Here is a 15,624-nt window from a genome sequence, read left to right on the forward strand (position 1 = left end):
GCCTGCCGGCCGGCCCCCGCCCTCTTGCTCAGGCGTAGACCACCTTGTAGCGCTTGCCGATACGTTCCCACTCATCGGCTTCCTGCGCCAGGCTGTATTCCACCAGCGGATTGGCTTCGATCCAGGCCTTCGGCAAGCGGACTTCGAAGCCCTCATCCAGTTCGTCCGAGCGCTGACCAACGGTGATCTCCGGCAGCGGCTCGTCGGCGCGGCGCCGGCACAGCACGAAGGCCAGGCGCAGGCTGAACAGCATGCGCCAGTCGAGGAACTTCCCGCTGCCTGACAGCTTGCCCAGCTTGCCGGCGTGTCCGAGCAGTAGCGTCGCCAGCCGTGCCTGGTCGGTCTTGGAGAAGCCAGGCATGTCGGCGTGGGTGGCGATATACGCCGAGTGTTTGTGATAGCCACTGTGCGAGATGGTCATGCCGATCTCGTGCAGCCCGCCAGCCCAGCCCAGCAGCGCAAGATTGTCATCGCGGCGCTCATTGCGCGGCTCGGGAAACTGTGCCAGCAAGCCCAGCGCGGCCTGTCGCACGCGCTGCGCCTGGGCACGGTCCACGCCATAGCGTCGCATGAACTGATCGACGGTAATGGTGCGCATATCCTCGTGATGCGTGCGGCCGAGCAGGTCGTACAGCACGCCGAGGCGCAGCGCGCCATCGGTCACGTCCATGCGCTCGATATCGAGTTCGGCGAACACGCCGAGCATGATCGACAGGCCGCCGGGCAACACGGGAATGCGGTCCGCCTTCAGCCCGACCAGCTTGACCCGGTTGGCGTTCTCCGCCTTGACCAGCGCGCGCTTGAGACGTTCCAGACCTTCACGGGTGATGCCGTGCTCGGCCGGGTTGTCGTTCATGCCGTTCAGCTCGATCAATTCAGCCAGCGCGCGCGCCGTGCCGGACGATCCCACCGCCTGCTGCCAGCCGGCGGCGCGGTACTGGCGCACCAGCACCTGGATCTCCCGGCGCGCGGCCAGTTCCGCCTGCTTCATCGCGTATTCATCGACGTTGCCACTGGGAAAGAATTGCCGGCTGTGCGAGACGCAGCCGATGTACAGGCTCTCCATCAGCTTGGACGAGTAGCCACTGCCAATGATGAACTCGGTCGAACCGCCACCGATATCAACCACCAGCCGATTGCCCGCGCAGGCCGGCGCATCGTGCGAGGCCCCCAGGTAGATCAGCCGCGCCTCTTCCCGCCCGGCAATCACCTCGATCGGGAATCCCAGCGCATGCTCGGCCTCGATGAGGAATTCCGAAGCGTTCTTGGCCACCCGCAGCGTATTGGTGGCCACAGCACGCACATGGTCCGCGGAGAAATCGCGCAAGCGGTCGCCGAAACGCCGCAGCGCGTCGATGCCGCGGCGGCGAGCCGGCTGGTCCAGGTATTTGTCGGGCGTCAGGCCCGCAGCCAAGCGCACGGGCTCGCGCAGCGCGTCAACCTGGAAAATCTGGCTGGCCGGCCCGGATGCGGTCAGGCTCTCGTCCACCCGGCCGATCATCAGGCGGAAGCTGTTGGAGCCCATATCGACGGCGGCCAGCAAGCGAGGGGTTTGGTTCATCGCGGTAGGGGGAATGTTAGTCGGTGCCGCAAGCCGCGGCGCAAAAGATTGCATCGGGCGAAACAAGGCTGCCCAACCATGGAAAATATGTCTTTATCATGTCTGCATCGTGACAAAATCACTTTGTCATCAATTTGACATCAATCTATGAAAAAGTCGCCGCATTACCAAAAGAAGGTCATGCCAATGTCGACAAGCCCACCTGGCACGCTGCTCAACCGTGAACTGGGCATTCTGGAATTCAATACGCGAGTGATGGCACAGGCTGCTGACGCCAAGGTGCCGTTGCTGGAACGTCTGAAGTTCATCTGTATCGTATCAAGCAATCTGGACGAGTTCTTCGAGATCCGCATGGCCGGATTGAAGGAGCAGATGCGTGACAATCCGTCCGGCATCACCCCCGATGGGCTCTCGCTGCAGCAGGCTTACCAGATCGTAACGGAACGCGTGCAAACGCTGGTGGCGATGCAGTATGACATGCTGCAAAACGTGATCTTCCCCCTGCTGGAGAAAGAAGGGGTGTTCTTTCACCTGACCTCCACCTGGAACGAGGCGCAACGCGAATGGGCGCGCAGTTTCTTCGTGCGCGAACTCGGCCCCGTCCTGACGCCGATCGCGCTGGACCCGGCCCACCCCTTCCCGCGGGTACTCAACAAGAGCCTGAATTTTGTCATTGAATTGTCGGGCAAGGATGCCTTCGGCCGGGAGGCCGACCTGGCCATCGTGCAAGCGCCGCGCGCGCTGCCGCGCATGGTCAGGATGCCCGAGGAGCTCTCGGGCTATCCCTACGGCTTTGTGCTGCTGTCGTCCTTCATGCAAGGCTTCGTGCATGAGTTGTTCCCCGCCATCAAGGTCAACGGCTGCTATCAGTTCCGCGTCACCCGCAACTCTGACCTGTTTGTGTCCGAGGACGATATCACGGACCTGCGCGAAGCGCTGCAGGGCGAGCTGCCCACCCGCCACTTTGGCGACACGGTGCGCCTGGAAATCTCTTCCGACACACCGCCGACGATCGCGCGCCGACTGCTGCTCGAATCCGGCCTGGGCGAGCAGGATGTCTACCGCGTGAGCGGCCCCGTCAACCTGGTGCGGCTGATGCAGATCCCCGACCTGGTCGACCGCCCCGCCCTCAAGTACCCGCCCCACGTGCCGGCGCCGGTCAAGGCATTCGTGCCTGGCGTGCCGATGTTCGACGCGATCCGCCAGCAGGACGTGCTGCTGCATCACCCCTACGAGAGCTTCAGTTCGGTGCTCGACCTGCTGCAGCAGGCCGCAGTCGATCCCGCCGTGGTGGCCATCAAGCAGACTGTCTATCGCACCGGCAACGAGTCGCCGGTGATGGAAGCGCTGATGACCGCGGCCCGCAATGGCAAGGAAGTCACGGTCGTGGTGGAACTGCTGGCGCGCTTCGACGAAGAAACCAATATCAACTGGGCCGAACGGCTCGAGTCCGCCGGCGCGCACGTGGTCTACGGCGTAGTCGGCCACAAGTGCCATGCCAAGATGCTGCTGATGGTCCGCCGGGAACTGGCCGGCGCCAAGAGCAAGCAGTACAAGCTGCGCCGCTACGCGCACCTGGGCACCGGCAACTACCATCCGCGCACCGCGCGGCTGTACACCGACTTCGGCCTGCTCACCGCCAACGAGCAGATCTGCGAGGACGTCCAGCATGTGTTTCAGCTGCTCACCGGCACCGCGGGCACCATCCGGCTGAACCATCTGTGGCAGTCGCCGTTCACCATGCAGAGCAACCTGGTCGAGCATATCCGCGCGGAAGCGCGCAACGCCCGCGCCGGCAAGCGCTCGCACATCATGGCCAAGATGAATGCGCTGCTGGAGCCGTCTATCATCGATGAGCTGTACAAGGCTTCGCGCGCCGGCGTGAAGATCGACCTGATCATCCGTGGGGTTTGCGCGCTGCGTCCGGGCGTGCCGGGCATGTCGGAGAACATCACGGTACGCTCGATTGTCGGGCGCTTCCTGGAACATCATCGCGTCTACTACTTCCTGGCCGACGGTGCCGATGTCGTCTACTTGTCCAGCGCGGACTGGATGGACCGGAACCTGTTCCGCCGGGTCGAGGTCGCCTTCCCCGTACTGGACAAGACACTGAAGGCGCGCGTGATCAGCGAGAGCCTGCGCGTTCACCTGCGCGACAATGCTTCCGCCTGGATCATGCAGGAAGACGGTAGCTACACACGCAAGCACACCAAGTCCAAGCAGCCCCACGTCAGCCAGCACGACTTGCTGGCCATGTTCGGCAGTGCCTGAGGCGCGGGTGGCACGGCACGCCTGGCGTGCCGTGTCCAGCGAACTGGAGCAGTCGATGCCCTGGGCCAGCCGCAAACCTCCGGTCTGGGCCGGCGACTGACCACCGAGAATCGCCCTGGTCAGGCTGCCTTCTGCGGCGACTGGCCGGGGCGCGGCACGGCGGCCGGCACGTAGCCACTGCGATCGGTCGGGAATACCACGCGGAACACGCTGCCGCGGCCTACCTCGCTGGTGATACGCAGATCGGCATGATGGCGCGACAGCACGTGCTTGACGATGGCCAGCCCCAGGCCGGTGCCGCCGGTATCGCGCGAGCGGCTGCGATCGACCCGGTAGAAGCGCTCGGTCAGGCGCGGGATGTGGTCGGCGGCGATGCCCAGGCCCGTATCGCTGACCGAGAAGATGGCGTGCTCGTTCTCGTACGTCAGCGCGATGCCGATGCGCCCGCCCTCGGGCGTATAGCGCACCGCGTTGGAAACGAGGTTGCCGAATGCCGATAGCAGTTCCCGCTCCGCGCCGCGGATCACCACCGCCGGATCGATCTGCGCGGACACCTGATGGCCGCCCTGCGACAGCGCCTCGGCGTCATGCACCAGGTGCCCGACCAGTTCGGCCATGTCGATGCGCTCCGGGCTCGGCGGCTGCTCGTCGCTTTCCAGTTTGGCCAGCACCAGCAAGTCCTCGACCAGATGCTGCATGCGCATGGACTGCACCAGCATCATGTCGAGATAGCGGTTGCGATCCTGCTCCGATACCGGCAGGTCGCGCACCGTCTCCAGGAAGCCGGTCAGCACTGTCAGCGGCGTCTTCAACTCGTGCGAGACATTGGCGACGAAATCCCTGCGCATCGCCTCGGTGTTCTCCAGCTTGGTGATGTCGTGCGTCAGCACCAGCTTGCGGTTCTCCCCGTAAGGCAGGATCTGTACGGCAATCACGCTGCGCTTGTGCTCGCCCATGTCGCGCATCAGCAGCGGATCGTCGAAACGCTGCAGGTGCAGATACTGGACGAACTCGGGGCGCCGGATCAGGTGGGTAATGCGCTGGCGCACGTCCCGCCGCGCATTGAGGCCGAAGTGCTGCTCGGCCACGTCGTTGCACCACTCGATCTGGTCGGCGTCATCGAGCATCAACACGCCGTTGGGCGAAGCCTGGATGGCCTGGATAAAGCGGGTATGTTGCTGCTCGACCTGGAGCACCTGGGTACGCCACCGCTTGACCAGCCGATGCAGGCGGTAATACACCTCGCCCCACAGCCCGAGCGCGCTGGGAATCTCGCCGTAGGCCGGCGCGTCGAGCACTTTCCACAGACGGTTGATCTGGTACAGGTAGTAGAGCAAGAGTCCCAGCAGCGCGACGCACATCATGGCCAGCGCGGGTACGGGACCGGCAAGGAAGTACAGCCCCGACGAAGCCAGGGCCAGGAAGATCAGGATGGCCGCCGAACGGGCCCAGATGACGTTCATGAAGAAGGAAGAAGGTCAGGCAGGCGGCAGGACCGCAGGGAATGCGGTGGAGTGTGCCACGAAACAGGCCACAAGAAACAGGCCACAAGCGAGGCAACAAGCGAGCGGCCGGCGGTCGGCCGCCCGCCCGGCGACAGGCGCCACGCCAGCGACGACGTGGCAAGCCTGGTGTCAGTGGCTGGGAGCGCGCGCCAGACGGTACCCGCTGCCCCGCACCGTCTCGATCATATTGCTGTACCCGCCGGGCGTCAGCGCGGCACGCAGGCGCTTGATATGGACGTCGACCGTCCGCTCTTCGACGAACACGTGATCGCCCCAGACCTGGTCCAGCAGCTGCGAGCGGCTGTGCACGCGCTCCGGATGCGTCATCAGGAAGTGCAGCAGACGGAACTCGGTGGGCCCCAGATCCAGCTTGATCAGCCCGGTCTCGTCCTGGCCGGTGACACGGTGCGTGGCCGGATCGAGGCGCAGGCCATTGATGGCAACCACGTCGTCGGTGAGTTGCGGTGCGCGGCGGCGCAACACGGCCTTGATGCGGGCCAGCAGTTCCTTGGGGGAAAACGGCTTGGTGACGTAGTCGTCCGCGCCGGCCTCGAGCCCCAGTACCTTATCCTGCTCCTCGCTGCGCGCGGTCAGCATGATGATCGGAATCTGCTTGGTACGGTCGTTGTTGCGCAGTTCCTTGGCGAAGGTTGCACCCGACTTCCCCGGGAGCATCCAGTCGAGCAACACCAGGTCCGGCAACACGTCGCTCATCAGCGACAGTGCCTGCTCGGCGTTGTAGGCCCGGATCGGATAATGTCCCGCGTGTTGCAGGTTGACCGCGATCAGTTCGGCGATCGCCGGTTCGTCTTCGACAACAAGAATGCTGCTTGGCATGTAGTTTTCTCCGCAGTGGCGCCGTTTTAACTCAGCGCTTCGCGCTCCATGTCCTCACGCGAGGCGTGGCGGACGTCGGTTCCCTTGACGATGTAGATGATGAATTCGGCGATGTTCTTGGCGTGATCGCCAATACGCTCGATTGCCTTGGCGATGAAGAGGAAGTCGAGCGCGACCGAGATCGTACGCGGGTCTTCCATCATGTAGGTGATGAGCTTGCGCACAAAGGCGCGGAATTCTTCATCAATGGCTTTGTCTTCCTTGACGATCCGGGCCGCGGCCACGGTGTCCAGGCGCGCAAAGGCGTCCAGAGCCTGGCGCAGCAGCGCGATGGCCATATCGCCCGAGAGCTTCACCTCGGAATAGTTGATCTGGTGGGCACCCGAATCTTCCATGATGTGCTTGGTGCGTTTGGCGATCTTCTCCGCCTCGTCACCGGCGCGTTCCAGATTGGTGATGGTCTTGGAAATCGCCATCACCAGGCGCAGGTCGCGCGCGGTCGGTTGCCGGCGCGCGATGATATTGCCGCAATCGGCATCGATCTCGAGCTCGAGCGCGTTGAGCTGCTGCTCGCGCGCGATCACCTGGTCGGCGAGATCGGCATCGAACTCCGATAGCGCCCGCATGGCGATTTCGATCTGCGACTCGACCAGACCGCCCATCTGCAGCAGCTTCGTGCTGATGGCGTTCAGGTCGGCGTCGAATTGGGTCGACAGGTGCTTGTCAGACATGTTGTTCTCCTAGCCGCTCTATTTGCATGCTATGCGTTACGTGCACAACGCTCAAATCAGCCGAAACGGCCGGTGATGTAGTCTTCGGTTTCCTTGCGATGCGGCTTGATGAAGATCTTCTCGGTCTCGCCGAATTCGATCAGTTCACCCAGATACATATATGCGGTGTAGTCCGAGCAGCGCGCGGCTTGCTGCATATTGTGCGTCACGATCACCACCGTATACTCATCCTTCAGCTCCGCAATCAGTTCTTCGATGCGCCCGGTCGAAATCGGGTCGAGAGCAGAGCACGGTTCGTCAAGCAAGAGCACTTCGGGGCGGATGGCGATGCCTCGTGCGATGCACAGGCGCTGCTGCTGCCCGCCCGACAGACCATAGCCCGACTGGTTGAGCTTGTCCTTGGCCTCGTTCCACAACGCAGCCTTGGACAGTGCCCACTCAACGCGGTCGTCCATCTCGGAGCGAGACAGCTTCTCGAACAAGCGCACCCCGAAGGCAATATTGTCATAGATCGACATGGGGAACGGCGTGGGCTTCTGGAACACCATGCCAACCTTGGCGCGCAGCAGGGCGATGTCCTGCTTGGCGGTCAGCAGGTTGTCGCCGTCCATGTTGATCTCGCCCTCGGCTCGCTGCTCCGGGTAGAGCGCGTACATCTTGTTGAAGGTACGCAACAGGGTCGACTTGCCGCAGCCGGACGGGCCGATGAAGGCCGTCACTTTGCGCTCCGGGATCGACATGTTGACGTTCTTCAACGCATGGAACTGGCCATAGTAGAAGTTCAGGTTGCGCACGTCGATCTTGGCGCGGGTCGTGTCGGGAATGTCGATGACGGTCGAGGTCATGCTCGTCTCTCGCAAGGAATTTCGGGAATGCCGTGTGGCTATCACGCCGCTGGTCATTTCTTGAACAGAATGCGGGCCAGGATGTTCAGCGCCAGCACCCCAACGGTAATCAGGAACACGCCGGCCCAGGCCAGTTGCTGCCATTCGACAAACGGGCTCATGGCGAAGCGGAAGATGGTCACCGGGAGGTTCGCCATCGGCTTGTTCAGGTCGCTGGTCCAGAACTGGTTGGACAAGGCCGTGAAGAGCAGTGGCGCGGTCTCGCCGGCGATGCGGGCCACCGCCAGCAGCACGCCGGTGACGATGCCCGCATAAGACGACTTCACCGTGATGGACAGCACCATCTTCCACTTGGGCGTGCCCAGGGCGAAGGCCGCCTCACGCAGTGCGTTCGGGACCAGGTTCAGCATGTTCTCCGTGGTACGCACCACGATCGGGATCTGCAGCAGCGCCAGCGCGCAGATGCCTGCCCAGGCGGAGAAATGGCCCATGCGGGTCACCACCAGCGCGTAGACGAACAGGCCAATCACGATCGATGGCGCCGACAGCAGGATGTCGTTGATGAAGCGGATGAAGCTGGCCAGCGGCGAAGTCTTGCCGTATTCCGCCAGGTAAATGCCAGCCAGGATGCCTAGCGGCGTGCCGCACAGCGTGGCCAGCCCGACCATCACGAAACTGCCGTAGATTGCATTGGCCAAGCCGCCGCCGGCGGTGTTCGGCGCCGGCGTCATCTGCGTGAACAGGTCCATCGACAGCCCGCCCACCCCCAGCGAGATGGTGGTCCACAGGATCCAGGCCAGCCAGAACAGGCCAAACCCCATGGCGCCCAGCGACGCGGTCAGCGCATAGAAATTGGTGCGACGGCGGCGCGCCTGCAGGCGCTTGCGCATTGAGTCCGCATCCGGACTGACTGCCGGAATCGAGGAGGAGGAGGAAGACATTGCGGCTTGGCTCATTTTGCGCCCTCGTTCTTGGCCAAGCGCAGCAGAAGGATCTTCGACAGCGCCAGGACCACGAAAGTGATGAAGAACAGGATCAGGCCGAGTTCCATCAGCGCAGCAGTGTGCAGCCCCGCGCCGGCTTCGGCGAACTCATTGGCCAGCGCCGAGGTAATGCTGTTGCCCGGCGAAAACAGCGAGGCGCTGTCCAGCAGGTTGGTATTGCCGATGACGAAGGTGACCGCCATGGTCTCGCCCAGCGCGCGGCCCAGGCCCAGCATCACGCCGCCGATCACGCCGGCCCGGGTGTAAGGCAGCACCACGCGCCACATCACTTCCCACGTCGTGCAACCGATGCCGTAAGCCGATTCCTTGAGCAGCACCGGCGTGACTTCGAACACGTCGCGCATCACCGAGGCAATGTAGGGAATGATCATGATCGCCAGGATCACCCCGGCGCACAACAGGCCAATGCCCAGCGGCGCGCCCTGGAACAGCTTGCCGATCAGCGGCACCTGGCCCACCGTGGCGGCCAGTGGCTTCTGGAAGTACTCGCCGAAAATGGGCGAGAAGACCAGCAGGCCCCACATGCCGTAGACAATCGAGGGCACCGCCGCCAGCAGTTCGATGGCCGTGCCGAGCGGACGGCGCAGCCACGCCGGCGACAGTTCGGTCAGGAACAGCGCAATACCGAAGCTGATGGGCACCGCGATGATCAAGGCGATGAGCGAGGTCACGATGGTGCCGTAGATGGGCACCAGGGCGCCGTAGACATCGGCGGGTGGATCCCACTCGGCGGTCCACAGGAAGCGCAGGCCGAAGGCCTCGATGGTGGGCCACGCGCTGATCGCGAGCGATACGATGATGCCGCCCAGCAGCAGCAAGGTCACGATGGCGGCGCCGCGCGTCAGGCCACCAAACAAGATGTCACCGGTACGGCTGGGTGGCCGCACAGCGGATAGATCGGATGTAGTCGCCATGATGTGGTTTTTGAGTTCGGTTAAGGGCAGGTCGCCGGCTGCTCCGCCCGCTCAGGCTCGTGAGCCGGCGCATTGCGCTGCGGGTGCCAGGATGTTTGCCATACGTTCTGCGTTGCTGTTTCTGCTGTGATGCTGCTCTGCTGCTGCGTAGTACTTTATTGCCTGCCCGGCGCCTTTTGGGCGCCAGGCAGGCGAAGCTGCAACCCCGGCCCGCACATGCGGCCGGGTTCGCAGCCGGCCGATCAGTTGTACAGTGCCTTGCCCGAACCGTCCTTGACCGAGCTCTTCCAGGTCGCGCGGATCTGGTTCACCACGGCGTCCGGCAGCGGCACATAGTCGAGATCGCTGGCCATGTTGCCACCGCTCTTGTACGCCCAGTCGAAGAACTTCAGCACTTCCGTGCCCTGTGCCGGCTTTTCCTGGTTCTTGTGAACCAGGATGAAGGTGGCGCCGGCGATCGGCCATGCCGCCTTGCCAGCCTGGTTGGTCAGGATCTGGTAGTACGTCTTGCTCCAGTCGGCACCGGCAGCAGCTGCCTTGAAGGCATCGTCGCCCGGCTGGACCACGGCACCCGAAGCGTTCTTCATGTTCAGGTGGGTCATCTTGTTCTGCTTGGCGTAGGCGTACTCGACGTAGCCGATGGCGCCGTTCAGGCGCTGCACGAAAGCAGCGACGCCTTCGTTACCCTTGCCACCCGTGCCGCCGCCCGGCCAGTTGACCGTGGTGCCCTCGCCAACCGAGCTCTTCCACTCGGGGCTGACCTTGGTCAGGTAATTGGTGAAGATGAAGGTCGTGCCCGAACCATCGGCACGGCGCACCGGCAAGATGTCCTGGTTCGGCAGCTTGGCGTGCGGGTTCAGCGCCTTGATGGCGGGATCGTCCCACTTCTTGATCTTGCCCAGGTAGATGTTGGCCAGCACTTCGCCGGTGATGGTCAGCTCGCCCGGCTTGATACCTTGCAGGTTGATCACCGGCACCACGCCGCCGATCACCGTGGGAAACTGCACCAGGCCTTGCTTGGCGAGTTCCTCATCCTTCAGGGGAGCGTCGGAAGCGCCGAAATCGACGGTCTTGGCGCCAATCTGCTTGATACCACCGGACGAGCCGATGGATTGATAGTTGACCTTGTTACCCGTTGCCTTTTGGTATGCGTCGGCCCACTTGGAATAGACGGGCGCCGGGAAGGATGCGCCAGCACCGGTAATTTCCGCCGCGAACGCAGTGCCCGCCACCACCAACGACACGATGCCTGCAACGGCAGTCTTGACCAGCTTCATATGTCCTCCAGAGACATGGTTGGGGAATGACAATTTTTTGACAAGTCGAACTGTATGCCCCCTGTATGACAATTCCATGACATCACGAGATCTTCTTGCTGGCGACTGGGAAGTTAGCCTCGACTCACATAAAACAGCTGCCGCTCACCTCCCTTCCGCTCTCGCTTCTGGCCTTCAACTCCGCCGGTTAATTGCTGATTGGAGCAAAAAAATGCCGGGCAATGCCCGGCATTCCTGACCGCGTCGAATCAATCGATGCTCAGGCCCGCAACGCGTCCGCCAGCGTCTGCGCCGCCTGCTCCGCGGTATCGGCCTGCTCGGCCTCGACCATCACGCGCACAACCGGCTCCGTCCCCGACGCACGGATCAGGACACGGCCGCGGCCTTCCAGTTGCGGCTCGATCACAGCACGCGCCGCGCTCAGTCCAGCGTGCGACTGCCAGTCGAAGCCTTTCTCGACGCGCACGTTGATCAGCGTCTGCGGGAACAGCGAAACGCCTTCCAGCAACTGGGCCAGGCTCTTGCCGCTACGGCGCAATGCCGCCAGGACCTGCAAGGCGGACACGATGCCATCGCCGGTGGTGTGCCGGTCGAGGCAGAGCAGATGGCCCGAGCCCTCGCCGCCCAGCGTCCACTTGCGCTTGTTCAGTTCCTCCAGCACATAGCGGTCGCCCACCTTGGCGCGCACGAACTCCACGCCCTGGCGCTTTAGCGCCAGCTCGACCGCCATATTGGTCATCAACGTGCCCACCGCGCCCTGTACGGCCTGCCCCGCATGGAGACGATCCTGCACGATGAGGTAAAGCAGTTCGTCACCGTTGAACAGACGGCCGTCGCGGTCCACCACCTGCAAGCGGTCGGCATCGCCATCGAAGGCCAGGCCCAGGTCCGCGCCATTGGCCTTGACAGCCTCGATCAGCTTCTCAGGCGCGGTGGCGCCATAGCCCGCATTGATATTGCGTCCGTCTGGCTGGTTGCCGATCGAGATCACGTCGGCGCCCAGTTCGTGGAAAACGTGGGGGGCAATGTGATAAGCGGCCCCATGGGCGCAATCCACCACCAGCTTGAGCTTGTGCAGGTCCTGCTCGTAGGGGAATGTGCTCTTGCAGAACTCGATGTACCTGCCGGCGGCATCCTCGATGCGGCGTGCGCGGCCGAGATCGTCCGAGCGCACGCACACCATTGGCTCTTCCAATGCCTCCTCGATCGCCATTTCCACCGCGTCGGGCAGCTTGTCTCCGTCTGCCGAGAAGAACTTGATGCCGTTGTCGTAGTAGGGATTATGGCTGGCGGAGATCACCACGCCCGCCGACAGGCGAAGGGCGCGCGTGAGATACGCCACGCCCGGCGTCGGCAGCGGCCCGGTCAGCAGCACGTTGACGCCAGCCGAGGTAAAGCCGGCCTCCAGTGCGGCCTCCAGCATATAGCCGGAGATACGCGTGTCCTTGCCAATCAGCACGGTCGGACGCGCCTGGTCTTGCTGCTTCGCGCCATGGGCGAGCACCATGCCCGCCGCATAGCCCAGGCGCATCACGAAGTCGGGCGTGATCGGCGCCTCGCCTACCCTGCCGCGCACCCCATCCGTGCCGAAGTACTTGCGTGTCATAAGGTCTTTCTCCCGTTGTTCTGTCTTGCGATGCCGAATGCTAAGGGCTAAATGCGCAACGCTGGATGCCAATAGTCAAAACAAATGTTAACTGGCAATGGTTTCATGACGGATGGCCCACCAGATCTTGAGGGCATCCACGGTTTGCGCTACATCATGCACGCGCACGATATACGCACCCCGCTCCGCCGCGCACACCGCCGCGGCCAGGCTGGCTGCGACGCGTTCCTGCGGTGGGCGGCCGCCCAGAATCGTGCCGAGCGTCGACTTCCGTGACAACCCCACCAGTAGGGGCAATCCTTCCACGGCGAGTTGCGGCAACTGGCCCAGCAAGCGCAGATTATGATCCGGCGTCTTGCCGAAGCCAAAACCCGGATCGAGCGTGATGCGGGCATCGTCGATGCCCGCATCACGCAGCACGCCGATGCGCTCCCGCAGGAAGTCGGCCACGTCGCGTACCACGTCCTCGTACTGTGGGCGCTCCTGCATGGTTTGCGGATCGCGTTGCATGTGCATCACGCACAGCGCGGCCTGCCCGGCATCCGCCCCGCTCACCGCCTCGACCGCGCCGGGCATGCGGAAGCCCCAGATGTCATTGATCAGGTCGGCACCGGCGGCCAGCGCGGCGCGCATGACTTCCGGCTTGTAGGTATCGATCGACAAGGCCCGGCCACAGTCGCGCAGCGCCTCGACCATCGGCAACACGCGCTCCAGTTCCTGCTCCAGCGGCAGCGCCGCCGATCCTGGCCGGCTCGACTCGCCGCCAATATCGATGATGTCCACGCCTTCGGCAATCATGCGTTCGGCATGCCGCAAGGCGGCATCGCGGCCGGCATGCTGGCCACCATCGGAAAAGGAATCCGGGGTGACGTTGAGAATACCCATCACCAGGGGTCGGCGGTCACGCGCGAATCGGTAGCGGCCGCATTGGAAATACGAATCAGTTGAGATCGACGACAAGATACGAGAGCGAGAGACGATAAAGGAAACCTGGCTGTGCAATATGCGGCGCCAGCAAAGCAAAAGCCGGCGCACAAGGCGCCGGCTTCAGGCTTGGTGAACAAACGCTACAGCCACCACTACGGCACCAGGGCTACTGGTCCGCCGACGTCGTTGCCGCGCGCCGGCTATGCCGCTCAGGCCGTGGCGGGTGCGTTGGCGGGGGCCACCGGCGAACCACCCGACGGGGTGTTGCCACCACCGTTCTGGCTGGAGGCACCACGCGGCGGCCGCGGCGGCTTGCCTGCCATGATGTCGTTGACCTGGTCCGCGTCGATGGTTTCCCACTCCATCAGGGCCGCGGTCATTGCCTCGACCTTGTCGCGGTTTTCCTCGAGCAGTCGCTTGGCCAGGTTGTACTGTTCGTCGACGATGCGGCGGATTTCCGCGTCGACCTTGACCTGGGTGGCTTCCGACACCGTCTTGGACGACATCTTGCCGAACATGCCATCCTGCTCGGTATCCACATACACCATAGTACCCAGCGTATCGCTCATGCCGAACCGGGTGACCATGTCGCGGGCCGTCTTGGTGGCACGCTCGAAGTCGTTGGAAGCACCGGTGCTCATGGCGTTGAGGAAGACCTCTTCCGCCGCGCGGCCGCCAAACAGGATGGCGATCTCGTCGAGCATGTTGTCCTTGTACTTCGAGTACTTGTCGTGCTCAGGCAATTGCCAGGTCACGCCAAGCGCCCAGCCGCGCGGCATGATGGTGACCTTGTGCACCGGATCCGCCTTCGGCAGCAGCTTTGCCACCACCGCATGGCCGGACTCGTGGTACGCGGTAGCGCGGCGTTCCTCTTCGCGCATGACCGTGGACTTGCGCTCCGGACCCATGTAGATCTTGTCCTTGGCGTCCTCGAAGTCCTGCATGTCGACCACGCGCTTGCTGCGGCGGGCGGCGAACAGTGCGGCTTCATTGACCAGGTTGGCCAGATCGGCGCCCGAGAAGCCCGGGGTACCGCGTGCGATTACCGAGGCGTCGACGTCGTTGCCAATCGGCACCTTGCGCATATGGACCTTCAGGATCTGCTCGCGGCCGCGGATGTCGGGCAGGCCGACGTACACCTGGCGGTCGAAACGGCCCGGGCGCAGCAGCGCCTTGTCCAGCACGTCCGAACGGTTGGTGGCCGCGATCACGATCACACCCGAGTTGGCCTCGAAGCCGTCCATCTCGACCAGCATCTGGTTCAGGGTCTGCTCGCGCTCGTCGTTGCCGCCGCCCATGCCAGCGCCGCGGTGACGGCCGACCGCATCGATTTCGTCAATGAAGACGATGCAGGGCGCCTGCTTCTTGGCGTTCTCGAACATGTCGCGCACACGGGCCGCGCCCACGCCGACGAACATTTCAACGAAGTCCGAACCGGAGATGCTGAAGAACGGCACCTTGGCTTCGCCGGCGATCGCGCGCGCCAGCAGCGTCTTGCCGGTGCCCGGAGGGCCGACCAGCAGCACGCCGCGCGGGATACGGCCGCCCAGCTTCTGGAATTTCTGCGGATCCTTGAGGAAGTCCACCAGTTCGACCACTTCTTCCTTGGATTCATCGCAACCGGCGACGTCCTGGAAGGTGACCGCGTTCTGGTTTTCATCGATCAGGCGTGCGCGCGACTTGCCGAAGGAAAAGGCACCGCCTTTGCCGCCGCCCTGCATCTGCCGCATCATGTAGAACCAGAACACGATGATCAGCAGGGTGGGCCCGAGGTAGTACAGGGCCTGCACCAGCATGTTGGGTTCGTCGTCAGCCTTGCCGGTCACCTGAACGCCGTACTTCATCAGGTCGCCGACCATCCAGATGTCGCCCGGCGAGATGATGGTGTACTTCTGCCCTTCCTTGGGCGTCACCACCAGATTACGGCCTTGCACGTCGACCCGGCCCACCTTGCCGGACTTGGCATCATCCATGAACTGCGAATAGGTGACGCCTTCCTGCGTGCGGGGCTTGTCGAACTGCTTGAAGACGGTAAACAACACCAGCGCGATCACGAGCCAGATTGCCGCCTTTTGAAACAGGTTGTTATTCAAGGCCAAACTCCTTTACGAACGCCTTGCCAACGGGATAGCTGCATTGTAATGCA

General features: G+C 63.3%; 12 protein-coding genes. 1 reads left to right on the plus strand and 11 read right to left on the minus strand.

Annotated features, from left to right (window positions below):
• Positions 1–28: 28 nt before the first annotated feature.
• Positions 29–1,561, minus strand: coding sequence for an exopolyphosphatase (ppx, locus tag AC1DS6_RS27020; RefSeq protein ID WP_441627440.1), 1,533 nt, complete (start codon positions 1,559–1,561; stop codon positions 29–31).
• Positions 1,562–1,708: 147 nt separating this feature from the next.
• On the opposite strand from ppx, the gene ppk1 reads away from it, so the two are divergent.
• A complete protein-coding gene (gene ppk1, locus AC1DS6_RS27025; protein ID WP_477103524.1) occupies positions 1,709–3,832 on the plus strand; it encodes a polyphosphate kinase 1 in 2,124 nt (707 codons plus the stop codon).
• Between the two features lie 119 nt (positions 3,833–3,951).
• Here the strand turns inward: ppk1 and phoR are convergent, their stop codons facing one another.
• The 10 genes from phoR to ftsH all read right to left on the minus strand — a co-directional run bounded on the left by phoR (position 3,952) and on the right by ftsH (position 15,571).
• Positions 3,952–5,295, minus strand: coding sequence for a phosphate regulon sensor histidine kinase PhoR (gene phoR, locus AC1DS6_RS27030; protein WP_441627444.1), 1,344 nt, complete (start codon positions 5,293–5,295; stop codon positions 3,952–3,954).
• 171 nt (positions 5,296–5,466) lie between these two features.
• The gene (gene phoB / locus AC1DS6_RS27035) at positions 5,467–6,174 is read right to left on the minus strand and encodes a phosphate regulon transcriptional regulator PhoB (RefSeq protein WP_045238375.1); all 708 of its coding nucleotides are present in this window, start codon (positions 6,172–6,174) and stop codon (positions 5,467–5,469) included.
• A gap of 26 nt (positions 6,175–6,200) precedes the next feature.
• The gene (gene phoU, locus AC1DS6_RS27040; protein ID WP_035860529.1) at positions 6,201–6,905 is read right to left on the minus strand and encodes a phosphate signaling complex protein PhoU; all 705 of its coding nucleotides are present in this window, start codon (positions 6,903–6,905) and stop codon (positions 6,201–6,203) included.
• Between the two features lie 56 nt (positions 6,906–6,961).
• Positions 6,962–7,750, minus strand: coding sequence for a phosphate ABC transporter ATP-binding protein PstB (gene pstB, locus AC1DS6_RS27045; protein WP_006157701.1), 789 nt, complete (start codon positions 7,748–7,750; stop codon positions 6,962–6,964).
• A gap of 53 nt (positions 7,751–7,803) precedes the next feature.
• Complete coding sequence (gene pstA, locus AC1DS6_RS27050; protein ID WP_441627449.1) at positions 7,804–8,706, minus strand: phosphate ABC transporter permease PstA; 903 nt, start codon at positions 8,704–8,706, stop codon at positions 7,804–7,806.
• The gene (pstC, locus tag AC1DS6_RS27055) at positions 8,703–9,668 is read right to left on the minus strand and encodes a phosphate ABC transporter permease PstC (RefSeq protein ID WP_441627451.1); all 966 of its coding nucleotides are present in this window, start codon (positions 9,666–9,668) and stop codon (positions 8,703–8,705) included. Before pstC ends, pstA begins: the two co-directional genes overlap by 4 nt.
• Before the next feature lie 242 nt (positions 9,669–9,910).
• The gene (pstS, locus tag AC1DS6_RS27060) at positions 9,911–10,945 is read right to left on the minus strand and encodes a phosphate ABC transporter substrate-binding protein PstS (RefSeq protein ID WP_441627453.1); all 1,035 of its coding nucleotides are present in this window, start codon (positions 10,943–10,945) and stop codon (positions 9,911–9,913) included.
• A gap of 259 nt (positions 10,946–11,204) precedes the next feature.
• A complete protein-coding gene (gene glmM, locus AC1DS6_RS27065) occupies positions 11,205–12,551 on the minus strand; it encodes a phosphoglucosamine mutase (RefSeq protein WP_035860542.1) in 1,347 nt (448 codons plus the stop codon).
• An 87-nt stretch (positions 12,552–12,638) separates the two neighbouring features.
• Complete coding sequence (gene folP, locus AC1DS6_RS27070; RefSeq protein WP_441627455.1) at positions 12,639–13,436, minus strand: dihydropteroate synthase; 798 nt, start codon at positions 13,434–13,436, stop codon at positions 12,639–12,641.
• 251 nt (positions 13,437–13,687) lie between these two features.
• Positions 13,688–15,571: an ATP-dependent zinc metalloprotease FtsH gene (gene ftsH / locus AC1DS6_RS27075; RefSeq protein WP_441627457.1), complete on the minus strand. Its 1,884-nt coding sequence runs from the start codon at positions 15,569–15,571 to the stop codon at positions 13,688–13,690.
• Between the last annotated feature and the right edge of the window lie 53 nt (positions 15,572–15,624).

This window comes from Cupriavidus sp. 05L310, assembly GCF_056398185.1.

Coding starts and splice junctions, on each gene's coding strand:
- pstA (WP_441627449.1), bottom strand. CDS start 8,706: ATGAGCCAAGCCGCAATGTCTTCCTCCTCCTCCTCGATTCCGGCAGTC.
- phoR (WP_441627444.1), bottom strand. CDS start 5,295: ATGAACGTCATCTGGGCCCGTTCGGCGGCCATCCTGATCTTCCTGGCC.
- glmM (WP_035860542.1), bottom strand. CDS start 12,551: ATGACACGCAAGTACTTCGGCACGGATGGGGTGCGCGGCAGGGTAGGC.
- phoB (WP_045238375.1), bottom strand. CDS start 6,174: ATGCCAAGCAGCATTCTTGTTGTCGAAGACGAACCGGCGATCGCCGAA.
- ppx (WP_441627440.1), bottom strand. CDS start 1,561: ATGAACCAAACCCCTCGCTTGCTGGCCGCCGTCGATATGGGCTCCAAC.
- ppk1 (WP_477103524.1), top strand. CDS start 1,709: ATGAAAAAGTCGCCGCATTACCAAAAGAAGGTCATGCCAATGTCGACA.
- pstC (WP_441627451.1), bottom strand. CDS start 9,668: ATGGCGACTACATCCGATCTATCCGCTGTGCGGCCACCCAGCCGTACC.
- folP (WP_441627455.1), bottom strand. CDS start 13,436: ATGGGTATTCTCAACGTCACCCCGGATTCCTTTTCCGATGGTGGCCAG.
- pstB (WP_006157701.1), bottom strand. CDS start 7,750: ATGACCTCGACCGTCATCGACATTCCCGACACGACCCGCGCCAAGATC.
- phoU (WP_035860529.1), bottom strand. CDS start 6,905: ATGTCTGACAAGCACCTGTCGACCCAATTCGACGCCGACCTGAACGCC.
- pstS (WP_441627453.1), bottom strand. CDS start 10,945: ATGAAGCTGGTCAAGACTGCCGTTGCAGGCATCGTGTCGTTGGTGGTG.